This is a genomic window from Kribbella sp. NPDC051718 (genome assembly GCF_040681515.1).
Taxonomy (GTDB): domain Bacteria; phylum Actinomycetota; class Actinomycetes; order Propionibacteriales; family Kribbellaceae; genus Kribbella.
In genome coordinates, this window is the sequence record NZ_JBFAYZ010000007.1 from 480003 (window position 1) to 503299 (window position 23297).

The following is a 23297-nucleotide window of genomic DNA, read 5'->3' on the forward strand; positions in this document are numbered from 1 at the left end:
TCCTCATCCACCGAGTTCGACGTTTTCCAGAACGCCGAGCGCGTCCGGGACGAGCACAGCCACCGAGTAGTAGGTGCTGACCAGGTACGAACTGATGGCCTTCTCGCTGATCCCCATGAAGCGGGCGTTCAGGCCGGGCTCGATCTCGTCGGGCAGACCGGTCTGCCGCAGGCCGATGACGCCTTCGTCGTCGAGCCCGGTGCGCAGCACCAGCACTGAGGTGGTGTTCGTGTTGGAAATGGGGATCTTGTTGCAGGGCAGCAGCGGTACGCCGCGCCACGCCTGCGCCCGCTTGCCGTCGACCTCGACGGTCTCGGGCAGGACGTGCCGTTTGGTGCACTCACGATTGAACGCCGCGATCGCCCGCGGATGAGCGAGCAGCAGCCGGGGCTTGCGGCGCCGGGTGAGCAACTCGTCGAAGTCGTCGGGCGTCGGCGGGCCGGTCCGGGTGTAGATGCACTGCTGGAAGTCGGCGTTGTGCAGCAGGCCGAGGTCGCGGTTGTTGATCAGCTCGGACTCTTGCCGCTCCCGCAACGCCTCGATGGTCAGCCGGAGCTGCTGCTCGGTCTGGTTCATCGGGTTGTTGTAGAGGTCCGCGACCCTGGTCTGCACCCGCAGGATCGTCTGCGCGACGGAGAGTTCGTACTCGCGGGGAGCAGGGTCGTAGTCCACGAACGTTCCCGGTAGATCGTCTTCGCCGGCGTGTCCCGAGGCGAGCTCGATCTCCGCCTCACCGTTCTTGTTCTGCGCCCGCTTCGGCCGCTGCCGGACCTCGTCCAAGTGCTGCCGGAGCGACTCCGACTGCTCGGCCAGGTTGTTGAAGTCGTTGCGGTGAAGCTTCAGCACCGTGCACTGGGTCAGCGCCTTGGCTGTGAACTCCCAGAGGTTCTCCGGCGGCTCGGTCAACAACCCCTCACCGAGATAGTCGCCGTCGGCAACGGTCCCGAGGTCGGTACCGTCGCCGTACTCACCGATGCCGACCTTGCTGACCTTGCCGTGGGCAATCAGTACTACGTCGTCCACCCGGCTGCCGAACTCCGCGATCACCTCGCCCGGCTGGTACTCCACCTGGTAGAACCGGCCCGCCAGCGCGGTCAGTACATCTTCGTCGGCGAAGTCCCGCAGCGGCGGCAACTCGGTGAGCTCAGCCGGGATCACCCGGATGTCCGCACCGGTGGCCGAGAAGCTCAGCCGGCCGTCGCCGACCGCGAAGCTCGTCCGGCGGTTGACCCGGTAGGCACCGCCCTGGGTCTCCACCCAGGGCAGCATCTTGAGCAGCCACCGGGGCGAGATGCCCTGCATCTGCGGTACCGACTTGGTGGTGGTCGCCAGTTGCCTGGCGGCCTCGGTCCCAAGACTCAGCTGCGGCTTGTCCTGATCGATCGCCGTCACGAGACACCGTCCATTCTGCTCGCACCAACGAGGTGCCGTGGTCTGGGGAGTCGAGCCGCGGACGTGCCGAAACCGGTGGCACCGCCCAGAATTCGGAGTTTCTTGACCGGCTCGCCGGCTCTGGCCAGCAGGGTCGGTTCCTTGTACCGATCGACGCCGGCGTGCCAGACGAGGATTCCGGACATCCAGTTCTGCAGTTCCTCGGCGTACCCGAGCAGCGTGCGCCGGACCTCCTCGTCCAGACCGAAGTCGGTGAACAGTGTCGGCAGATCGACCGCCACGAGCTGCTCGAACTGCTGCATCCGCGCCGTCATCAGGTCGTTGACCAGGCCGAGCGCCTTGTCCCGGTCGCAGCCGAGGAAGTTCTGCACGACCATCACGGCGTTGTGGAACTCGCCCTCGAACTGGACCTCCTTCTGGTACGAGAAGACGTCGTTCAGCAAGCAGGCGTAGTCGGCGGCGGCGTTTTCCATCGCCTGGATCGGCCGGGACCGGTAGATCTCCGGCGGTACCGTCCGCCCATGCCCGATCCGGCACAGGCTCATGGTGAGATCCGAGCCGAAGGTCCGGCGGCGCATCTCGATGTAGTCGACCGGGTCGGGGATCCGGTTCTGGAACATGTTGGCCAGCTCCCACAGCCAGCTCTCCGTCATCGTGTCGATGGCGGCCTTGAAGTCCCGGCGATGCTCGACGGTCATCGGCGCGGCCGTCCTGACCCAGAGATCGGCCAGGCTCCGTTCCAACGGCGTCACCGGAACCGTCCCGGCCGGGCCCTCGATCGGCATCAGGTCCGACAGGCGCTTCGTCGTCGCCTTGGCGCCGGTCAGGTCGCGGGTCCGCCCGAAGACGATCGGGTAGTAGTCGTCGGCGTACGTCCCCCAGGCCAGCCAGTCCGAGGACAGGTTCAGCGCCTCGGGAGACGCGTCCGGGTGGATGCCCGCCGCACACAACGGCAGGTCGTTCGCCTCCAGGTAGTCGGCGTCCCAGACGGTGCCGTCGAGCAGGCCCATCTCCGCAGCCCACTCGCGGAGATGGGCCCTCGACTCGTCCAGGTGCGGGCTGCGCTTGGCGGAGTACGGCATATAAAAGCCCGGCAGCGGCGTCGCCCCCACCGGCTGAAAAGGGGTGAAGGTGTGGCTTCTGATCCGGTACGGCGCGGTCGCAACGAGGCTCGAGAGGATGCGCGCGGCAGACGTGCCGATGCCCGTCGGGCCGCCGAGTGCTGCTTTGCCTCCGTTGTTCATGTACCGACTGGATCGCAGATGCCACTCATGACCGCCGGACTGCCAGTCCTGCAGGCCTTTCACGTAGTTCAGTACGTCGAGCTGGCCCTGTGGACCAACCAGGTTCTCCGCCAGCAGCGGCGGGATCTCCGCCACCGCGGTGTTCTCGAACTGGTGCAGCCGCGAGGTGAGGATGTCGTTGACGACCTCGGCCGCCTCCTGCGGGCTGCAGCCGAGAAAGCGCTCCACGACGAGGCCGCCATTGTTGACCTCGCCCTCCGTCTCCACCTCGCGCTGGTAGGAGAACAGGTCGTTGCGCAGGTGGACCGCGTCGGAGAACGTGTCGCTGAGCACCTGCATCGCGCGGGTTCCGGCGATCTCGACCGGTACCTCGGCATTGCTCGCGTACTCGACCAGGTTGGCCGACCATGGTGCCCCACCGACCTTGCGACGCATCTCGACGTACTCGATCGGGTTGGCGACACGGCCGGCGCTGATGTTGGTGAGTTCCCAGAGGGATTCGGCCAGCAGGGCTTCCGTAGTACCGATGAATCGTTGCCGCCAGCCTGGCGACATCGACGGGACCGTACGGTTCCACAGATCGACGAGACCGCGCTCCACCGGGTTCTCCGGGATCTCCGTGATCGGGCCCTCGACCGGCATGAACAACGGCAGCCGGTCGAGATAGGCCTTGGCGCCGGCCATGTCCTGGGTCTTCTTGTACAGCTCGAGGAAGTGGTCGTCGAAGTAGAAGACCCAGACGTACCAGTCCGTCACCAGGTCCAGCGCCGGACCGGTCGCGTCGGGATGCGTGTACGCGCACAGCAACGCGTAGTCGTGGGAGTCGAAGTCGTGCTCGTCCCAGATCGCCTTGCCCTGTTGGGGAACGTCGATCATGTCGAACTCGTAGGCCCAGGCCTTGCTGTGTGCCCGGGCTCCTTCCAGGTGCGGATTGATCCTGGCCGGGTAGGGCACATAGAAGTTGGGCAGCTCGTACGGCTGCTTGGCCATGGGGCTAGCCTTCTCGCCCGATTTCGACGCCTTCGAGGATGCCGAGTGCGTCCGGGACCAGAACGGCCGTCGAGTAGTAGGCGCTGACCAGGTAGTTGATGATCGCCTTCTCGGTGATGTTCATGAAGCGCACGGACAGCCCCGGCTCGTACTCGTCCGGCAGACCGGTCTGGTGCAGGCCGACGACGCCTTGGCTGTCCTCCCCCGTGCGCATCAACATGATCGAGCTGGTCCTGGTCTCGCTGATCCCGAGCTTGTTGCACGGGAAGATCGGTACGCCGCGCCAGGCGGGCAACCGGTGGCCGCCGACGTCGATGCTGTCCGGGTAGATGCCGGCCTTGGTGCACTCCCGGCCGAAGGCGGCGATCGAGCGCGGGTGCGCCAGGAAGAAGGCCGGCTCCTTCCAGACCAGGCTGAGCAGCTCGTCCAGATCGCCCGGCGTCGGCGGGCCGCTGCGGGTCGGGATCCGCATGCTCAGGTCCGCGTTGTGCAGCAGGCCGAAGTCGCGGTTGTTGATCATCTCGTGCTCTTGCCGCTCGCGCAGCGCCTCGATGGTCAGCCGCAACTGCTGCTCGGTCTGGTCCATCGGGTGGTTGTAGAGATCCGCTACCCGGGTGTGCACCCGCAGCACGGTCTGGGCGACGCTCAGCTCGTACTCGCGCGGAGTCGTCTCGTAGTCGACGTACGTACCGGGCAGGTCGGCCTCGCCCGCATGGCCGGACGCGACGTCGATCGCGGCCTCGCCGAACTCGTCCTTGGCCCGCTCCGGGCTGTTGCGGAAGTCCTCGATGTGCTGGCGCAGGCCGTCGGCCTGGCCGACCAGCTCCTCGAAGGAGTCCTGCGACAGGGTCAGCACCGTGCAGACGGTGGTCGCCTTGATGGTGAAGTCCCAGAAGTCGTCGGTCTCCAGGATCGCCTTGTAGGTGAAGTGGTCGCCGTCGACCAGCGTCTCCAGGACGGTCTCGTCGCCGTACTTGCCGACGCCGATCTTGTCCACCTTGCCGTGCGCGATCAGGCAGATCTGATCGGCCGGCCGGCCGCGCTCGACGATCACGTCGCCGGGCTGGAACTCCTGCTGCACAAAGCGATCCGCGAGCGCCGACAGTACCTCGATGTCGTCGTAACTGCGCAGCAGCGCGAGCTCGCACAGCTCCTGCGGGATCACCCGGACCTCGGCGCCGCTGGTCGTGAAGGTGACCCGGCCGTCGCCGACGGCGTAGCTGAGCCGCCGGTTCACCCGGTAGGCGCCACCCTTGGCCTCGACCCAGGGCAGCAGCTTCAGCAGCCAGCGCGAGGTGATGCCCTGCATCTGCGGCTCGGACTTGGTCGTCGTCGCGAGGTTCCGCGCTGCCGCGGTCCCCAGGCTCAGCTGCGCCTTGGCGTTGACATCCGACGAGGCCGGCTCGGTCAAAGTCACACTACCCACCACCATTCGTTCGCGGTTCGTTGGTCGCGCCCTTGTTTCGGGCAGGGGAAACCAGCCGGTGGGTGGACCGGCTCGGGTTCGGGCACAGGTGCACACAGCACCTGTTCGATGGATTGGTTGATCAGCTCAGCTGGTCACGATCGGCCGACAGCCCACCAACGAGCTCCAGTCGGACCACAGACTGCCGGCGCCCAGTTCGCCCTGTGTCCCCACCGTCTCGACCGCTACGTGACAAACGGTAACCGAGCCCTCATCGCACCCGTCAAGATGAGCACACCTGCAAGTTTTTCCAAACCTTCCAAAACCCCGAAACAATCGCCTCCCCACCCCGAGGAAACGACCTTTCCCCCCGATCCGCTTGCCACCGGCAACCGCCCCCGATGCCATCGGCAACCTCTCGCCGGCAACGGTTATGGAATCGATACCACGATTTGTCCTGACATCAAACAAACGCTCCACTTGTCCGAGCCCACCAGTGGTGGGCTTGAACAGGCAACGGCGACCTTGAACACGAAATAACTTGTTCAAGGTCGCCGTTTGATGTCCGAGCCCACCGCTTGTGGGCTCGGGCAGCTAGATGATGGGGGTGGCCTCGGTGGCGGTGTCGGTGGGTGGAGTGGCGGTGGACTCGTCGACGCTGATCCGGGTGGTCCAGCGGGCGTCGGGGTCGGGTTGTGGGATGGAGTCGAGGAGGAGGCGGGTGTAGGGGTGGGTCGGGGTGTGCATGACCTCGGTGACCGGGCCGCGTTCGACGATCTCGCCCTTGTTGATGACCATCACCTGGCCGCCCAGGTAGTACACGGTGGACAGGTCGTGGGTGATGAAGAGCGTGGTCATGCCGTGGGTGCGCTGGAAGTCGAGAAGGATGTCGAGGAACATCTTGCGGATCTGGGCGTCGAGCATGGAGACCGGCTCGTCGGCGATCACGAAGGCCGGGCGGAGCATGTGGATCCGGGCCAGCATGATCCGCTGCCGCTGGCCGCCCGAGAGCTGGTGGGGGTAGCGGCCGAGGACCCGGTTGGGATCGAGGCTGACCGCGCGCAGGGATTGCTCGATCAGGGCGAGCCCGGCCTCGCGGGTGGAGGCGAGGGAGAACTTCTTCACCGCTTTCCAGAGCACGCGGTCGACCCGGTAGAACGGGTTGAAGATCGAGTACGGGTCCTGGAAGACGGGTTGCACGTTGCGGCGGTACTCGTCGTGCTCGCTGCGGCTGAGCTTGAAGATGTCCTTGCCGCCGTACGTGATCGTGCCGGCCGTCGGCTTCTGCAGGCCGAGGATGTTGCGCGCGATCGTGCTCTTGCCGCTGCCGCTCTGGCCGACCAGGCTGACCACCTGCGGCGGGTGCGCGTCGAGGCGGAAGCTGGCGTCCTCGACCGCCGTCAGGTAGCCGTCAGGCGTTCCCCGAGCATGGAACCGCTGCTGTACGCCGCGCAGCTCGATCACCTTGTCGGTCGTCATGACGCCCTCCGTCCGAGCCGCGGGATCGACTCGATCAGCTGCCGGGTGTACTCGTGCTGCGGGTCCTTGAAGACCTGGTGGACGCCGCCGACCTCGACCAGCCGGCCCTCGTACATCACCGCGACCCGGTCCACCAGTTGCGCGTGGACTCCCATGTCGTGCGAGATCACCATCAGCGTGACGCCGAAGTCGCGACGCAGGTCGGCGAGGCTCTGCAGGATCACCCGCTGGATCGTCACGTCCAGCGCGGTGGTCGGCTCGTCGGCGATCACCAGATCTGGTTCGAGGGCGACGCAGATCGCCATCAGCACGCGCTGCTTCATCCCACCGGACAGTTCGTGCGGGTACATCCGGGCGACCCGTGGCTCCAGGCCGACCTGGTCGAGCAGCCGGCCGATCAGCTCGGTGAGTCCCTCCTTGCGGGCGGGCGCGTGCTCGAGGATGACGTCCTTGAACTGGTCCTCGACGCGCATGACCGGGTTGAGCGAGCTCTGCGAGCCCTGTGGCAGGTAGGAGAGCGCGCTCCAGCGCAGTACACGAAGCTCCTCGCCGTCGACCTTCATCAGGTCGACCGGCGAGCCGCCCTTGCGGTGGAAGATCGCCGAGCCTGCGGTCACCTTGCCAGGCGGTTTGAGAAGTCGCAGCAGGGCGACCGCCAGGGTGGACTTGCCGCTGCCGGACTCCCCCGCGATCCCGAGGATCTCGCCGCGACGGACCGACAGGTCGAGATCCTGCACGGCCTTCACGTCGCCGCGGTTGGTCGAGTAGACGACCTCGAGGCCTTTGATCTCAAGTACGGTTTGCTCACTCACCGGCCACTCCTCTCAGCCGTGGGTTGTAGACCTCTTCGAGGCCGATGTTGATCATGTTCAGCGCCGCGAACAGCAGCGTCAGCAAGACGATCGGCACCACGAACATCGGCCAGGCCCCGAGCGTCAGCGCGCCGGTGTTGATCGCGTTGAAGATGATCTGGCCCAGATCGATCACGCCACCGGGCCCGAGCCCGATCACCTCCAGGCCGACCAGGCCGAAGATCGCGCCGAGCGCCGACGAGGCGAACCCGACCCCGATGAACGGGAGCAGGTTCGGCAGCAGCTCGGTGCCGATGATCTCGAGATCTCGCGACTTGCTGACCCGGGCCAGATCGACGTACGGGCGGGAACGCAGGCTGAGCACCTGGGAACGGATGGTCTTGGCCGCGAACGGCCAGGAGAAGATCGAGATCATCACGCCGACCTGGAAGAGCGAAACGTTCTTCGCGTACGCCGAGAGCGCGATCAGCAACGGGAACGTCGGGATCACCAGCAGGATCCCGGTGAACGTCGAGAGAATGTTGTCGATCCAGCCACCCTTGTAGCCGGCCACGAACGCCACGATCACCCCGACCACGGTCGAGATCACCCCGGCGATCGCGCCGATCTGCAGCGACACCGACAACGCCTTCATCACCATCGCCAGCACGTCCCGGCCGAACTGATCGGTCCCGAGCACATGCTCCCCCGATGGCACCAGCCACTTCTCGTAAGCGGCCACCTCGACCGGGTCCTTGCCGCCACCGATCGCGTTGACGATCAACGGGCTGAGGATCGCCAGCAACGCCATCGCGGCGATGATCACCACGCCGATCGCCAGCCGCCGGCTGTTGCGGACTGTTCGCAGTACTGCGTGCAGGATTCTCATGGCGCCTACTTCCAGTACTTGACGCGTGGGTCAAGTAGCGGGAGGAGGAGATCGAGTAGGAGGACGGCGGTCAGCACGGAGAAGATCGCCATGTCGGTGACGCCGAGGATGGTGTTGAAGTCGAGCTGCTGGATGGCGGTCACCAGGGTGGTACCGAGTCCTGGGTAGTTGAAGAGCTGCTCGACCAGGACGTTGCCGTTGAAGATGAAGCCCAGGGAGATACCGAAGGCGGTCACCTGGGGCAGGTAGCAGTTGCGCAGGGCGTACCGGGTCAGGATCCGCCAGGGCTTGAGGCCCTTCGCCTCGGCGTACACGAGGTAGTCCTCGCCGAGCACCGGGACCATCAACATTCGCGTGGACAGGATCCAGCCCATCGCGCCGATGCCCACGATCGACAGGCCCGGCAACAGCCCGTACTTGAGCACGCTGCCGATGAAGTCGAGCGAGAAGCCCGGATTGATGTTGGAGTCGTACGCCGACCGCGCCGGCAACCAGCCGAGGGTGTACGCGAAGACGTAGACCAGGATCAGCGCGACGAAGAAGAACGGTACGTGGGCCAGGGCGATCGACAGGTTGGTGATGATCGTCGAGCCGGCCTTGCCACGCCGCCAGCCGGCGATCGCGCCGACGACGATGCCGATCAGCCAGGACAGTACGGCCGAGATACCGAGCAGACCGATTGTCCAGGGCAACGATCTGAGGATGACGTCCTGGGCCGGCGTCGGGTAGTTGATCAGGGACGGGCCGAGATCGCCGTGCAGGATCAGTTTCTCCATGTATTTCAGGTACTGGGAGAAGATGTTCCCGTCCAGACCGAACTCGTGCTGGTACCGGGCGATGATCTCGGCGCTGGCCTGCGCGTTGTAGATGTAGTTCTGCTGCAGGCTCTGGATCAGCGTGTTGATCGGGTCGCCCGGCATCATCCGGAAGAAGAAGAACGCGATCGTGAGCGCTCCCCACAGCTCGATCAGATAGAGCCCGAAGCGGCGCAGGGCGTACGCCGCCAGCGGGTGCCGGGACAGCCACGCCCGTGGCCCGGTCCGGGCCACGGATTGTTTGGGCTTGTCCACGACGACCACCGGCGGCGCCTCAGCGGTCACGCCGGCCCTTTCTGCCCGGTGGCCCTGATCTTGGCGAGCACGAAGGTGAAGTGCGGCCACCAGTTCAGCGGCACCTCGTACAGGTTGTCGTCGGTCGGCCAGTCGGTCCAGAACGCGGTGTTGAAGAACTGCGGATACCCGGTCTGGATCACCGGCAGCAGCGGCAGCTTCTGGAAGTAGACCTCCAAAGCCTGCGCGAGCAGCGGCTTCGCCTCCTCGCTGTCCGGATCCATCCCGGCCAGCTTCTTGGAGATCTCGTCGAACGCCGGATCGCGGAACCGCATCTTGTTCTTGCCGGCCGCGTTCTTGCCGACCGGTTGCGCGTCGCTGCTCTCCCAGTCGGTGTACAACTGCTCGGGATCGATCGCGAACCCGGCCCAGCTGGAGTCGATGTCGTACTCACCACGCTGGAACTTCTCGTCGTGCACGCTGCCGGACAGGCTACGCAGGGTGCATGGCACGCCGACCTTGGCCAGGTCGGTCTTCAGCACGTTCGCGATGGCGTACTCGTCCTTGTCCACCTGCGCCGGCGTGATGATCTCCAGGTTGACCTCTTTGCCCTTGTACGTCCGCTTGCCGGCCGAGTTCTTCGGACAGACCTCGTCCAGCAAAGCGGTCGCCTTCTCCAGGCTGTACTCGAACTTGTACTTGTTCGCCAGCTCGTCGTTCTTCCACTTGTCGTTGGTCGGGTAGTCGGCCCACGGGTAGATCGCGGCCGGTACCTCGACCTGCCAGACCGACTTGCCGATCTTGTCCCGGTCCAGGCAGTAGTTGATCGCCCAGCGCATCTTGTCCTCGGCCATCACGCCCCGGACCGGGTCGCAGTTCAGCCACAGAACCCGTGGGTTCGGGTCGTGGAACTGGGTGGTCAGCAGGTTCGGGTAGCCGGAGTTGGCCAGCTGCTTGGCGTGCTGCGCGTCGATCGAGCCGACGTCGAACTCGACCCGCTCGAACGCCAGCGACGCCTGGTCACCCTGTTTCGACATGCTCTGGAAGACCGCGTACTGCGGTTTGACGTCGAGCTTGTCCTTGTTCCAGTAGTTCGGGTCCTTCTCCCAGACGAACATCTTCTGGTTCCGGATCGCCTGCTTCAGCTTGTACGGGCCGGAGCGGACCGGCGGATTGTCCTTGTACTTGGTCGGATCCTGCGACTTCCAGATGTGCTCGGGCATCAGGTTGACCGGCGCGCCGGCGATCGCCGCGATGAAGTTGTAGTGCAGCCGCGGCGTCGGCTTGAGCAGCTTCACCACCGCGGTGTGCTCGTCGGGCACCTCGACGCTCTTCACGAACTCCTTCAACTCGCCGCCGCCACCGAACAGGTCGGGGCGGTCCTTCAGCAGCATCACGGTGAACCGGAAGTCGTTGGCACCCAGCGGCTTGCCGTCGTTCCAGTGGGCCTTGGGATCGAACTTCAGCGTCAGCTCGGTGTGGTCGTCGTTGTACTTGTACTCCGTGGCCAGCCACGGCGTGAGCTTGCCGGTGGCGAAGCTGAGGAAGAACAGCGGCTCGGTGGCCAGCTCGACCCCGGCGCCACCGGGCGAGCCGTTCGGGATCATCCCGTTGAAGCTGTCGAACACGGTGTACTCGACCTGGCCGACGATCACCGACTGGTCCCGTGGGACCGGGATGTTCGCCTTGCCGATCTGGATCGACTTGGTGGCGGCGGGCTTGTTGCCGGCCGGCTTGTCGGAGTACGAGCCACCGCCGCCGGAACAGGCGGCCAGGAACGTGGCGAGTACCGCCGCTCCCCCTCCCATCACGGATCGTCGGCTCAGCTGGTGGCGGACGACATCGGCGACGTCTTCGAACTGTGGGCGCGGCGCATCGTTCACGAGATGGTTCCCTTCGATCCGAGTCCTGACCGGACTCTCCTCACCCGGCACCAGGCCGGCCCGATGTGATGGAAGCCACCTCCGTTTCACTTGCGTCGGCACGGCTGTCACCGTTGGAAACGTTTCTCGGACTATAAGTAGCGATGACAACGTTGGCAAGACTTTGCGTGTGGCCGACACCGGACGGGCCGAATGCGCTGATCAGTAGATATATCAACCTCTGACAACGAAAGCGCTGTGCTGGGTGACCGTGATCGGGCCAGGTGGTCACACGCCTCGTCACACGCCGGCCCGGTCTGATCGGGGTACACCGCGCAGGGCGGTGGCGTCGCTGGGGGGCGCGGTTTCGGTATCAGAGGAGCTGTGGATGAGTACGGAAGTTTCGGGGACGGCGATTGATTTCGGGGCGATCAAGGCCAAGCAGCGGGCGGGGTGGGAGACCGGGGGACTACCCCCGGGTCGGCAACACGCTGCAGATCATCGCCGAGCAGCTGGTCGAGGCGGCGGATGTGCGCGCCGGCCAGACGGTGCTCGATGTCGCTTGTGGGCAAGGGAATGTGGCGCTCGCCGCGGCTCGGCGGTTCGCCGACGCGACGGGGGTCGACTACGCGGTCAACCTGCTCGAGCAAGGGCGGGAGCGGGCGGAGGCCGAGCACCTGCCGGTGACCTTCCTGGAGGGTGACGCGGAGGAGTTGCCGGTGCCAGACGAGGCGTTCGACCTGGTGGGCAGCACGGTCGGCGTGATGTTCGCGCCGGATCACCAGCGGGCGGCGGATGAGCTGTGCCGGGTGACGAAGCCCGGTGGCAAGATCGCGCTGGCCAGCTGGACGCCGACGGGGATGATCGGCGACCTCTTCCGGACGGTCGGCAAGTGGGCGCCGCCGCCTGCCGGAGTACAGCCGGCGACGTTGTGGGGCAACGAGGAGTACCTGAGCGGGCTGTTCCGGGACCGGGTCGAGTGGGTCGGGCTGACCAAGCGGTCGTTCGTGTTCCGGTACCACTCGCCTGAGCACTTCTCGGAGTGGTTCCGGCAGTACTACGGGCCGATCACCAAGCTGGCCGGGACGCTGTCCGAGGCCGACCTGGCAGCCTTCGCGGCCGACCTGGCCGAGGTGGCGCGCAAGTTCAACCGGGCTGACGACGGCACGGTCGCGGCCTACGCGGAGTACCTGGAAGCAGTCGGCATCAGGCGCTGACTCGGTCCGTGTGGTGCATCGGCTGGGCACTCGCCCGGGGGCCGGCCGGTGCGCCACACTGAGGTTCGGGGAGGGGGTAGGCATGAGCAAGATCAGGTTGCTGGGGGCGCCGGCGATCGAGCAAGCTGGTGGCGTTGTGCGTCCGCCGCGCGGGCGTAAGACGTGGGCTCTGCTCGCCTACCTCCTGCTGGCTGACCGGCCGCCGAGTCGCAAGCGGTTGGCGGAGCTGCTGTTCGCCGATGCGGATGACCCATTGGGGGCGTTGCGCTGGTCGTTGGCTGAGCTGCGGCGAGCGTTGGGCGGCGGGGACATCATCACCGGCGATCCTCTGGTCCTCACACTTGCGCTGGACACCTCTGTGGACATCCTCGTGGTCACTGAGGACTCGGCGGATCCGTCGCCGTTGCTGGACTTCAACGGTGAATTGCTTGCTGGGGTGGAGCTTCCGTCCTGCCCGGAGTTCGAGTCCTGGTTGCTGGTGGAGCGGCATCGGCTCTCTGCTGCGATCGAGGGACGGCTGCGGGAGACGGCTGTGTCGCTGGTGGCCAGTGGGCGAGCGAGTGATGCCATCGCCTATGCATCGAAGGCTGTGGCGCTGAATCCGCTGGAGCAGGGCAACCACGAATTGCTGGTGCGCAGCCTCGCGATCTCGGGGAACCGGACGGGTGCGCTCCGCCAGATCGCTGTCTGTGAAGACCTTCTGCGGCGTGAGCTGGGGTTGGAACCGTCCGCTGCGTTACGGGAGGCGTCCGAGGTTGGGCCCGGCCGGATCGCGGGTCCGGCTCTGGGCGGACGGGCGGCAGCGGCGAGTCAGCTCGAAGCAGGGCGGGCGGCGATCGCGGCGGGGGCGGTGGACGCCGGTCTGCAGTGTCTTCGGAGAGCGGTCTCTGAGGCGGAGCATTGTCGCGACGGCGAGCTCCGAGGTCGCGCTCTCGCGGCACTCGGTGGAGCGCTCGTCCATGCGATCCGTGGGCATGACGAAGAGGGCGCGATCGTGTTGCACGAGGCGATCCTGGTGGCGGAGGAGGCGGGTGATCGGCGGACGTCGGTACTCGCCCATCGGGAGCTGGGGTTCGTCGAAGTACAGGCCGGCCGGCGCCAGACAGCGCGCAGTTGGCTGACTCGCGCACAGGGGCTGGCTTCCAGCGACGAGGAGCACGCGGCGATTCTCGGCGTACTGGGGATGAACTCGTCGGATCAGGGCGACTATCCGGCTGCCTTCGAGCACTTGGGTGAGTCGGTCGAGACGGCCGCGCGGTGTGGGGATCGGCGGCAGCAGGCATGGTCGTTGTCGATCATGGGCCGGGCTCGGCTGCTGCGCGCGGAGTACAGCCAGGCGATCTCGATCATGCAGCAGTCGCTTGATCTGGTCCGGCAGGAACGGTGGATCGCCTTCCTGCCTTGGCCGCAGGCGCTCAACGCCGAGCTCGATCTGTACGCCGGTGATCTCGATGCGGCCGCGGATGGGTTCGAGCAGGCGTGGGTGCTCGGGTGTCAGCTCAACGACCCTTGCTGGGAAGGGATGGCGGGGCGCGGGCTCGGGCTGTTGAGCGCCGGTCGTGGGGATCATGGCGGCGCGGCCGAGTGGCTCACGCAGGCGGTGAGCCGGGCAGGGCGTGAACCCGATCGATACCAATGGGTGCATGGTCACGTGCTCGACGCAGCCTGTACTACGGCGTTGGCGCGCGATGATGTCGAACGCGCTCGGCCGTTGGTGGCGCAGCTCGCGGCGTTGGCAGCTCGCTGCGACATGCGGGAACTGATGGTCCGCGCGAAGCTGCATCAAGCTCGGCTCGGCGACTCGTCGGCGGCTGCTTCGGCACGGCTGCTGAGCGCGGAGATCGACAATCCCGCGCTGACTGACCTGTCAATTCACTGAGCTTTCAGAGAATCGTGATCACCCCTCTGACGAACTCGACAGTCGTGGACGAGGGCTGGGGCGGCCGCTCGACAGCTAGTCGAAGGTTGCGTCCAGGCGGAGTTCGCTGGATCGGTCTGGTTCGGACAGGACTGCCCGGATGACGTGGCGTTGGTCCCAGCGGCCTGAGGACCAGGCCAGGGCTTTGGCCAGGCCGTCGAAGGTGGCGGCGTGGGGGTTCTTGTCCTCGTCGACCCACCAGGAGACGTCCACGCCGTCGACGGTCAGCTCCTCGTGTTCCCACCAGGTGTCCGGCGCCTCGGGGACGAGTTCACGCACGAGGTCCGGTACGTCGGCCTCGGTCCCCTCCCCATCGATCTTGCCGTCGGCGACTTCGCCTGCCATCGGTACGTCGAGTAGGTCGCTCAGCCCGTCCGCGGCCGCCCCGGAGGCGACCACGAAACCACCCAGATCCCCACGCTGCAACCACATCGGCGCATCGGCGACCACTGCATCACCGGCGTTCATCACCGTGGTGACGCCGCTGCCGTCCAGCACCCGAACGTCGTCCGGCGTCTCCCCCGGGTACGCCTCGTGGATGCCGAGCTGACTCCACAGCCGCAGGATCGCGCTCTCTTCGACCTCCCGTTCGGGATCCGCGAGCCGGTCCAGCAGCAGCTCGACGCCGGCCGCATCCAGATCGCTGACCACGCGCACCAGGCCGACCGCGGTCCGCACCTCGGGGTCGAGCTGAGCCGTCCACTCCGGTGCGGTGTCGAGGAAGCTCGCCAGGATCGGGTCGGCGGCCGGATCGGCCCGGCCTGCCAACGGCTCGCCGTCTTCGAGTAGAACACGCTCTCTGATCCACCAAGCGGCGTAGGACAGCGCGCCATGCGGACGATCGTCAGGCCCGACCACGCGCACGGTCTCGACCAGCGCGCGACGGAGCTCGGGCGATGAGCCGAAGAGTTCGAGAACCCGCGGCCAGGCGTCGTCGACGATCCAGTCCAGGTCGCGAACCGCGAGCAACTCCCCCACGGTCACCCCGAACCGCGAGCCGTCCGGCGCGACGTCGTCGGCCCAGTCCTCGATCCCGTCGAGATCTGCCAGCGCCTCGGGCAACTCGTCGAGTGTCACGTCCGCGGCGGAGACGGTCCCGAGCGAACTCAAGACGCCGATCGCCTGCAACGCGGGCAGGCCGAAGCGCTCGACGGTCGCGTTGTCGATCGGCGCGACCTCCTCCTCGTCGAGCACGGCGGCTGCGTCCGAGCCTGCGACGACGAGCGCGTTGGCGGGGACTAGTTCGCCTTCGGCGTCTCGTAGTACGAGGTCGGACAGCCACCACAGGCCCTCGGCGTGGGAAACGTCCGCGGCGACGACGGTGAGGACGGCCTCGGCGATGACGTCGGGGTCGTCGGCCTCGGCGGAGTGCTCGACTGCCGCCCGGACGGCGTTGTCTTCCAGCAAGGCGCGCGGCGACATGGGGAGCGCTCCCAGGCGTTCCAGCGACGGATGCACGGCCTCGGGGTGGACGACCCGTACGCCGTACTCGCCGAAGATCGCCAGAACGTCGGCCGTCAGTTCGTTGCCGGGGAGGAGCAGGCCACGGACTCCGCGTACCAGCCGACCGTCGGCCAGTGGGACGGGGAGGGTGCCGAGGGATTCGCGGAGCAATGGCTCGGTGACCATCGCGGAGAGCGCTCCATAGACGTTGTGCCACCACGCGGGCGGCTCCGTCGCGGCAGCCGAGCCGAGTTGGTCGACGAGATCGGCGAGATCGAGGCGACGGACGCCGAGTGCGTCGAGTGCGGTCCGATCCTGACGCGGTGACGCGATCAGGCCGGGCACGATCGGCGCCAGCACGACGTTGAACGCATCGTCCGAGCCCTCGACAACCACGGCCTCACGAGGTGACAGCAGTGCGCCGTCCTCGACGGCGCGGACGATCGGCGTACCGGGCGATGCCGCGAGGATCGCCTCCCGGAGAGCGCGATCCAATGCGCCGGCCGCGAGGCCGATCGGCACCAGCGGGAGGACGTTCGCCCCGTCCTCGGCGCGGGTGCGCAGCAGCTCCGCGTAGGCCTTCGCCGCCTCCTCGACCAGATGATCGGTGAGCGCTCCCGTGGCCACGTGGCGCCGCGACGGGTCGAGCGGAAAGGTTGCCAAGAGCAACGCTGGGAGAGAGAGCGCTTCATCGGTCGGGGTCGGCGCATGCACGACGCGCGGCAGCGCATCGTTCGCCGACAACGCGTCGGCACCGCCAGGCGACTCGGCGGCCGCCGACCGCGGGAGGGCCCAGAGGATGGACCAGTACGGGCGGGAGCGTTCTTCGGTGGGGCGGTCGGCGAGTAGGCGCTCGCGGTCGCTCTCGTCGAGTACGCCGGATGCCCGCTGCACATACCAACGGGACTCGGCGTCGGTGAGGACACGTGTCGAGCCCTCGATGTCGATCTCGATCTGCTGCAGGCCGGGTAAGGCGAGCAGCAGGGCATCGTCGGCTTCGGCCAGCAAGCGGCGTACCAGGTCCGCTGCTGCCTCGTCGCGCAGCGCGAGGATGACTGCGGTGTCGTAGCCCTCCGGTGGCTCGCCTTCGGCTTCGAAAGGCAGGCGCAGGATCGGTACTTGGCCGTCGCGTCGGCGTACCTCGGTCGCCAGGCCGGGCGATCGCACTCCGGCTTCGGCGACGGCGGCCGCGGTGTCGGCGCGGGAGAAGCGGACGCCACCCGTCCGCGACAGGATCACCGGCTCGTCGGTCACCGCCAGGACGGCCGAGAAGCCGACGCCGAATCGTCCGACAGCGCTCTCCGAGTCGTCGCGCTTGGCCGACGCCCGCAGCGTCGCCAGCGACTCCACACCTTCGGCGCTCAACGGCGTACCGGTGTTCGAGACGACCAGCGTGCCACCGCTCAGCGAGAACTGCACCCGCCCCGGCACACCCGCCCGAGCCGCCGCGTCCGCCGCGTTCTGGGCGAGCTCGACCACCACTCGATCGAGGTATCCACCGAGCGCCAGATCCTCCTCGGCATTGGCATCCTCCCTGAACCGAACCGGCGCCGCCGCCCACCCAGCCAGCACGCGCTCCCTGATCCCACCAACCCCGAACTCGTCATTCACCCGGGTGAGTATGCCCGTGCACAATCCCACCCCCACACCGGGACCACGTCGGCAGATTTGCGGCACGGTCCAGCTAGTACTCCGGTCAGCGGCGGGCGCGGGCTTCGACGGCTTGGCTGAGGAGGGTGAGCGCCTTGACCGCGGCTGCGCGGTCGGCCGGTGTCAGGGGCTCGAGTGCTTCGGCTTCGAGGGTCAGGCGGCGGGGGAAGATGTCGTCGACGGCGGTCTCGCCCGCTTCCGTGATCTCGACCAGGACGGCTCGGCGGTCCGACGGGTTCGCCTCGCGGCGGACCATGCCGCGTTGCTCCAGCTTCGCCAGGGACTTGCTCAGCGCGGCCGGCGACCGGCCCATCGACATCGCGAGCCGGCGCGCGATGGTCGGCTCGGTGGCATGCCTGAGCTGGAAAAGTACGTCGAACTCCGCTGAGCTCAGCGCCGCCGCCTCGAAGACCGGCTCGAGCAGCAGGTCGAGCATCGCCTGCGTGTGCTTGACCAGTCCGAACAGCTCAACCGGCGCGAGATCCAGCTCGGGCCGCATCCTCATCCAGCGCTCCCGGAACTCCGCATGCCGATCAGCCGCCACATTCCACCTCATCGTTAACCAGTGAACTATTGGCGACTATACAGACCAGAACTGCCCGGAAGGATCGCCAAAGGTCCCGGAAGGGCAGGGATTGCCCGCCCTTCCGGGTCAGAAACCTAGAAGTCGCAGCCCGGGTTGGGGGCGTCTTCGGACAGCGGAGCGCCGTGCGGGAGGACGTACAGGACCTCCAGGACGACGGGCTTCTTGCCGAGGTTCAGGCCGATGTGGGTATGGTTCGCACCGCTGGGCTCGACGAAGGCGGCACCGGTCTTGTAGACGGTGGGTTCGCAGGAAGCGTCCGGGTGCGTGAGCGTGCCCTGGGCAACGAAGGCGTACAGCGTGCCGTCGTGGAAGTGCCAGCCCGTCTTGCCACCGGGCGCGATGGTGACCTCGCGCAGGATGTAGTCGGTGTCGCCGACCGTGGTCTGACTGATGATCTTGCCGGTCACGCCCGAGCCGGGGGTGGCGTCCGCGACGGCGGGCACCAGGGCCAGGCCGGCCGCGGCGAGGCCGGCCAGCGCGGTCCGGCGGATTCCCCGAGTGGCTCCACGCATGAGTGATTCCTTTCTTCGCAGGGGTTGGATACAGCACAGACAGCACAGCCATACAGGCTGTGACAATTCATCGTGCCAGGTATCGTCAGCCCGTGATCACGCCAGGCAGTCGCTATGTCGCTTTGGGCAGTTCGTTTGCCGCCGGCCCCGGAATCAAGCCGATCGTCGACAAGGCTGCCGCTCGATCCGGCCGCAACTACCCGCATCTGGTGGCCGAAGCGCTCGGTCTGGAGCTGACCGACGTCACGTACTCCGGCGCGACGACGACCAACATCCTGCGCGAACGGCAGGACGAGGCGCGGCCGCAGATCGATGCTGTGGGCCCCGATACCGCGCTGGTCACGATCACTGCCGGAGGCAACGATCTCGAGTACATCGGGACGTTCATCCGGGGCAGCATGATGAACACGCTGGCCAAGCCGGCGACGTTGCTCGGACGGCGGGTGGCCAACCGGATCCGGGCGCGGGTCAGCTACCTCAAGGAGCCGGCCGAGTACGCCGCGGTCGCCGCGTCGCTCACTGAGGTCGTCAATGCGGTCCGGGAACGCGCTCCCCGGAGCCGGGTGGTGCTTGTCGACTACCTGACCGTGGTCGGTCCGGGTACTCGCGCGCGTCTCGACGTACCGCTGAACGAGGAACAGTTGCCGAGCATCGTGATGATGGCGGACGGGCTGGCTGGTGCATTCGCGACGGCCGCGGAGGCGACCGGCGCCGACCTCGTCGAAGCGTCGGCGGCCGGGCGCTCTCACGCGGTGGGATCGGCCGAGCCGTGGACCTCAGGCTTCCGGATCCGCCCAGGTGGTCCGGCCCCTTACCACCCGACCGAGGCCGGCATGTCCGCCGTCGCCGACCTGATCGTCGCCAAGCTCCGCTGACCCCCGATCGGGGCCGGCCTCGCTGACCCCTGCTCGGCGCCGGCTCCGCTGACCCTCGATCGGCGCCGGATGCCGGTCACGCGGGGGCGACGCCCTGGGGGTGGATCTCCACCGCCTGGTTGACGGGCAGGCCACCAGGGCCGGGGCAGACGGAGATGCGGTCGACGATCTCCAGCAGGCGCTCGTCGGTGGCCACGTCGACGACCCAGTAGCCCGCCAGCACCTCCTTCGTCTCACTGAACGGGCCGTCCGTGATGATCGGCTCGCCGTCCGGCTGCGCCTGGTAGGTCCTCATCTTGTCCGGACCTTCGAGCCCACGCGCCTCGACCAGCTCACCGGCTGCCTGCAGCTCCCGGTTCAGCTCGTGCATGTACTCGACCATCACCTTGATGTCGTCCTGCGACCAGGTCTTCGGCATGTCGTCCCAGCCCTGCTTGTTCGAGTGCATCAACAGCATGTACTTCATCGGTCCCACTCCTTGTCCTCTGTCCCCGTACCGGGGTCGCTCAGCAGCTACGTCGGAACCGATCTCGCGTTCTCGACAGGGTTCTGGTCTAGAGCAGTTTCTGACGCGACGCCTGTACGCCGAGCTGGAACCGGGTCTGTGCTCCCAGCGTCTCCTGGAGCCGGCTGATCCGGCGGGCGATCGTTCTCTCGCTGACCCCGAACTCGCGAGCGATCGACTCGTCGGTGAGACCGGCGCTCAGATACGTGAGCAACCGTTTCGTCTCCAGCGACGGCGCTCCGACCGCGTCGCTCGTGTCGGTCCCGCTGGTGATCGGCACGGCCATCCGCCAGAACGCGTCGAACACCCCGACCAGGCCGGTCAGGAACGGGGAATGATGTACGACCATCGCCGCCGTACTCGTGATCTCGCCGGCCGTGGTCCGCGCCGAGAGCAGCGCCCAACGGTCGTCGACGATGGTCAGATTGAGCGGTACCTGCGGAAACACCCGCGCCTGCTCGCCCGCATCGACACACAGCTGGACCATCCGGAGCGCCGCCGGATCCTGCAGCACCCGCGTCCCGTAGATCACCTCGTACGTGACTCCGCGGCCGAGTGCGTCGAACAGCCCGTCGACGATCTGATGATCCGGCGACGCGAGGTTGCCCACGGTCATCGCCCGGACCTGGTGCTGGACGTCGACCTGCACGTGGTTGAGCACGGCCCGCGCCGTCTCGGCCGACGGCAGCAAGTCGACGTACGTCTGCTGCCCGATCCCGGCGGTCCACAGATCGGAGAGCAAGGCAGCGCTCTCTCGCGCGAGATCGGCCTCCCTCGTCCGCCGCTGCGCCAGCGCCTCCATCGCGAGATGCGGCGGTTGCGGCAACACCTTGCCGTCGGCCCGCTCGATCAGCCCGATCGCGGCCAGCTCCCCCAACGGTCCTTCCAGCCCTGTGGAGTCGCCACCCGGGGTGAGCTCTTCGACACTCAACGCACCACGCGTCATCAGATCGAGGTAGATCGCCTCGGCCTCGGCGGAGATGCCCAATGCGCGAAGTTGGTGCATCCCTCCTGTGTATCAGTTCTTCGGCGTGTAGACGTACGGAGTCGTGGTTGTGACGGCGAGGAATCCGAGGCGCTGGAGGATCGGGGAGCTGTCGTCGGAGGCGTCGACCTGGAGGTAGCGGTAGCCGAGTTCGGCCGCTCGGGCGGCGCGGACGGCGACGAGTGCCTTGTAGATGCCCCTGCCACGCCATTCCTCGAGCGTCGAGCCACCCCAGAGGCCGGTGAAATCGGTGTTCTTCTTGTAGACCGCCCAGGCGGCCGAGACGACCTCGCCGGTGGTGGCCGCTTCCGCCACGAAGATGTCGGTCAGGCCGGTCGCGTGCCGGCGTACCAGGTCGTCGGTCAGCCAGGACCAGTCCTGGTCCCAGACGGTCGACTCCATCGCGGCGATCCGCTCGAAGTCGGCCTTGTCGTCGGTACGCCGGATCGTCACGCCCTCGACCTGGTCGCGACCGGCCAGCTTTTGGACGATCTCGGCGCTCTCTGCGATGACGACCGTCTCGCGCTCCTCCGGCACGAACCCGGCGGCAGTGAGTCGCTCGGTCAGATCGGCCGGCAGGTCATGCCCACGGGTCTTCCACTCGACGGGCTGGCCCTTCGCGGCGAAGTACTCGCGCTGGCGGGCGATCAGCGCGTCCAGCTCCGCGCCGTCGAGCCCTGCGAGAGAGCGGTAGCTGACGAATCCGCGGCTCGGGTACTCGACCCGGATGACGGGTCCGTCCGTGCTCGTCGGTACGTCGGCCGCCTCGGCGCCGCCGCGCAGCTGGTCGTCGTAGGCCGCCAGCAGCTTCGCGGCCCGGGCTGTATTCGCTTGGGTGTCGATTCCTTCAGTCACCCGAGGACTGTGCCACGAGACGGGGGCTCTTCACGACCTGTTCGGTGCTGGCCGAACGTCGCCGGACCAGCGCGGTGACGCTGCGCCGGAGAGCGCTCCACGGACGGTGCCGGCGACGCTGCGCACGGAGGGCTTCCTCGGCGGTCCGGCGTACCTCGTCGTAACCGCTGCTCGAGTGCCGCACGTCGTCGGCGACGATCTTGCTGTTCACGACCAGACTCAACGCTTCCATCTCTGCACGCTCCTGCTGCGGGCTCCCCTGATGGGTGCCTTCACAACACAGGTCGGAGCCGCCGGCTGGATCTATACATTCTCCGGTGACTCGGTTGAGAGAACGAGAATGCGGAGCAGATCGGTCAGCCGATCCTGGTCGGCCGGCGGCAGCTGGTTGACCAGGTCGACCTCGATCTGGGTGATGTCGCCGAGCGCCTGCTGCCAGATCTTCAGCCCCGGTTCGGTGAGGGTGGCGACGACCTTGCGCCGGTCGTCGCGATCGTGGTGGCGGGCGACGTACGTCATCCGCTCGAGCGCATCAAGGCGGTTGGTCATCGCGGCCGGGGAGAGGCCGAGCTGGCCGGCCAGTCGGCCGGGCGTGGACTGGTACGGCACTCCGCCGCGGCGCAGCATGTGGAGCGTCTTGAAACCCCACCACTGCAGGCCGTGCTCAGCCAGTACTACGTCCCGCCGGCGGTCGAGGTAGCGCCCGAGCGCCTGCAACCGGGTCGCGATCCCCTCCACCCGGAGGTCCAGTTCCGGGAGCTCGCGGCTCCACAACTCCACGTGCGCGTCGATCGAGTCCTTCACCAGCCGAATGATTCAGCGAGTGAAGCTTTGTTGTCAAACCTTTCGATGTCGAAATACCCTCCTGCGCATGACTCAGATCGCGCTCTCCCCGCTCATCCGGTCCGGTCTCTGCCTGATGCGAGCGGGCAGGTGGGACGACGCCACCCAACTCCTCGCCGCCGCTCACCCCGAGACGCCCTCAGAACGCCTAGCCCTGGCAGCCGCCTTGGCGGAGGTCGCCGTCGACCAGGACTTCGCCCAGCAGACCGACCACGCCGGCGCGCGACTCGCAGTACTCGCGGAATCCCTCTCCGACACGCCAGACGCCTTTATTAGTTGGGATTTCGCCTTCCTGCAGCTCCGCAAGGAGTACGGCACCGCCCTCGTCGCCCACGACGTCACCGAAGGTCCCGGCTTGGCTGAGCGCGCCAACCACCTCGCCAAGACCGCCCCCGACGAGAGCCGCTCCGGCCATGCCCACTTCTATGCCGGCGTGATCGCCGACAACCTGCTGGAACATCCCGACGATGCCTTCGCTGCCTACACAGCCGCCCTCGACCTCGGCGAACGCTCCGGCGACGACCTCCTGATCTCGCTCGCCCTCCGCCACCTGGGCGACCACGCCCACACTGCCGGCGACCTCCCGTTAGCCCGAGCCCACTGGGAGCGCTCAACCGAACTCCGCCAGAAAGTCGGCCACCTCCTAGGCGCATTGGCCCAGCAAACCCTCCTAGCCGTACTAGCCCGCGACGAAGGCAACCCAGCCGCCTCCAAAGCCCTCGCCACAGAGGTGAACCGCTGGTCCCACCAAGCAAACATCCCCTGGCTACAAGCCCAATCAGCAGACCTCATGAACTGACACACTCA

The 23297-nt window shown here is 67.0% G+C and carries 20 protein-coding genes; 4 read left to right on the plus strand and 16 right to left on the minus strand.

Features of this window, described 5'->3' with window-relative positions; translation table 11 throughout:
* Positions 1 to 3 precede the first annotated feature (3 nt).
* The 8 genes from AB0M15_RS27570 to AB0M15_RS27605 form a co-directional block, all read right to left on the minus strand.
* Entirely contained in the window at positions 4 to 1392 is a 1389-nt protein-coding gene (locus tag AB0M15_RS27570) for a family 2B encapsulin nanocompartment shell protein (protein WP_363824345.1), read from the minus strand.
* Positions 1389 to 3626 carry a germacradienol/geosmin synthase gene (locus AB0M15_RS27575; RefSeq protein ID WP_363824346.1) on the minus strand — a complete coding sequence of 746 codons (2238 nt, stop codon included), beginning with the start codon at positions 3624 to 3626 and terminating at the stop codon, positions 1389 to 1391. The genes AB0M15_RS27570 and AB0M15_RS27575 overlap by 4 nt, the downstream gene beginning before the upstream one ends.
* A 4-nt stretch (positions 3627 to 3630) precedes the next feature.
* On the minus strand, positions 3631 to 5043 hold the full coding sequence (locus tag AB0M15_RS27580) for a family 2B encapsulin nanocompartment shell protein (RefSeq protein ID WP_363824347.1): 1413 nt from the start codon (positions 5041 to 5043) through the stop codon (positions 3631 to 3633).
* 582 nt (positions 5044 to 5625) lie between these two features.
* Positions 5626 to 6510 carry an ABC transporter ATP-binding protein gene (locus AB0M15_RS27585; RefSeq protein ID WP_363824348.1) on the minus strand — a complete coding sequence of 295 codons (885 nt, stop codon included), beginning with the start codon at positions 6508 to 6510 and terminating at the stop codon, positions 5626 to 5628.
* Positions 6507 to 7322, minus strand: a complete 816-nt coding sequence (locus tag AB0M15_RS27590) for an ABC transporter ATP-binding protein (RefSeq protein ID WP_363824349.1) — start codon at positions 7320 to 7322, stop codon at positions 6507 to 6509. The genes AB0M15_RS27585 and AB0M15_RS27590 overlap by 4 nt, the downstream gene beginning before the upstream one ends.
* Positions 7315 to 8190 (minus strand): ABC transporter permease, encoded by an 876-nt coding sequence (locus AB0M15_RS27595; RefSeq protein WP_363824350.1) that lies wholly within the window; start codon positions 8188 to 8190, stop codon positions 7315 to 7317. Before AB0M15_RS27595 ends, AB0M15_RS27590 begins: the two co-directional genes overlap by 8 nt.
* Positions 8191 to 8195: 5 nt before the next feature.
* A complete protein-coding gene (locus AB0M15_RS27600; RefSeq protein ID WP_363824351.1) occupies positions 8196 to 9290 on the minus strand; it encodes an ABC transporter permease in 1095 nt (364 codons plus the stop codon).
* On the minus strand, positions 9287 to 11122 hold the full coding sequence (locus AB0M15_RS27605) for an ABC transporter substrate-binding protein (protein ID WP_363824352.1): 1836 nt from the start codon (positions 11120 to 11122) through the stop codon (positions 9287 to 9289). Before AB0M15_RS27605 ends, AB0M15_RS27600 begins: the two co-directional genes overlap by 4 nt.
* Before the next feature lie 395 nt (positions 11123 to 11517).
* Here AB0M15_RS27605 and AB0M15_RS27610 point away from each other — a divergent pair, with 395 nt between their 5' ends.
* Entirely contained in the window at positions 11518 to 12318 is an 801-nt protein-coding gene (locus AB0M15_RS27610) for a methyltransferase domain-containing protein (RefSeq protein WP_363824353.1), read from the plus strand.
* 82 nt (positions 12319 to 12400) lie between these two features.
* Positions 12401 to 14197 (plus strand): BTAD domain-containing putative transcriptional regulator, encoded by a 1797-nt coding sequence (locus tag AB0M15_RS27615; protein WP_363824354.1) that lies wholly within the window; start codon positions 12401 to 12403, stop codon positions 14195 to 14197.
* Between the two features lie 75 nt (positions 14198 to 14272).
* On the opposite strand, the gene AB0M15_RS27620 is transcribed toward AB0M15_RS27615, so the two are convergent.
* The 3 genes from AB0M15_RS27620 to AB0M15_RS27630 form a co-directional block, all read right to left on the minus strand.
* Entirely contained in the window at positions 14273 to 17290 is a 3018-nt protein-coding gene (locus AB0M15_RS27620; RefSeq protein WP_363824355.1) for a hypothetical protein, read from the minus strand.
* 85 nt (positions 17291 to 17375) lie between these two features.
* The gene (locus AB0M15_RS27625) at positions 17376 to 17885 is read right to left on the minus strand and encodes a MarR family transcriptional regulator (protein WP_363824356.1); all 510 of its coding nucleotides are present in this window, start codon (positions 17883 to 17885) and stop codon (positions 17376 to 17378) included.
* Positions 17886 to 17989: 104 nt separating this feature from the next.
* Complete coding sequence (locus tag AB0M15_RS27630; protein WP_363824357.1) at positions 17990 to 18427, minus strand: cupin domain-containing protein; 438 nt, start codon at positions 18425 to 18427, stop codon at positions 17990 to 17992.
* Positions 18428 to 18519: 92 nt separating this feature from the next.
* Between AB0M15_RS27630 and AB0M15_RS27635 the strand changes: the two genes are divergently transcribed.
* Positions 18520 to 19302: an SGNH/GDSL hydrolase family protein gene (locus tag AB0M15_RS27635; RefSeq protein ID WP_363824358.1), complete on the plus strand. Its 783-nt coding sequence runs from the start codon at positions 18520 to 18522 to the stop codon at positions 19300 to 19302.
* A gap of 76 nt (positions 19303 to 19378) precedes the next feature.
* Here AB0M15_RS27635 and AB0M15_RS27640 read toward each other — a convergent pair whose 3' ends face one another.
* From AB0M15_RS27640 to AB0M15_RS27660, 5 genes are all read right to left on the minus strand, one after another.
* On the minus strand, positions 19379 to 19768 hold the full coding sequence (locus AB0M15_RS27640; protein ID WP_363824359.1) for a YciI family protein: 390 nt from the start codon (positions 19766 to 19768) through the stop codon (positions 19379 to 19381).
* An 88-nt stretch (positions 19769 to 19856) separates the two neighbouring features.
* Entirely contained in the window at positions 19857 to 20813 is a 957-nt protein-coding gene (locus tag AB0M15_RS27645; protein WP_363824360.1) for a LuxR C-terminal-related transcriptional regulator, read from the minus strand.
* 12 nt (positions 20814 to 20825) lie between these two features.
* Positions 20826 to 21647, minus strand: coding sequence for a GNAT family N-acetyltransferase (locus AB0M15_RS27650; RefSeq protein ID WP_363824361.1), 822 nt, complete (start codon positions 21645 to 21647; stop codon positions 20826 to 20828).
* On the minus strand, positions 21640 to 21879 hold the full coding sequence (locus AB0M15_RS27655; protein ID WP_363824362.1) for a hypothetical protein: 240 nt from the start codon (positions 21877 to 21879) through the stop codon (positions 21640 to 21642). Before AB0M15_RS27655 ends, AB0M15_RS27650 begins: the two co-directional genes overlap by 8 nt.
* A 71-nt stretch (positions 21880 to 21950) precedes the next feature.
* On the minus strand, positions 21951 to 22451 hold the full coding sequence (locus tag AB0M15_RS27660) for a MarR family transcriptional regulator (protein WP_363824363.1): 501 nt from the start codon (positions 22449 to 22451) through the stop codon (positions 21951 to 21953).
* Between the two features lie 67 nt (positions 22452 to 22518).
* Between AB0M15_RS27660 and AB0M15_RS27665 the strand changes: the two genes are divergently transcribed.
* Complete coding sequence (locus AB0M15_RS27665) at positions 22519 to 23289, plus strand: hypothetical protein (RefSeq protein ID WP_363824364.1); 771 nt, start codon at positions 22519 to 22521, stop codon at positions 23287 to 23289.
* Positions 23290 to 23297 lie beyond the last annotated feature (8 nt).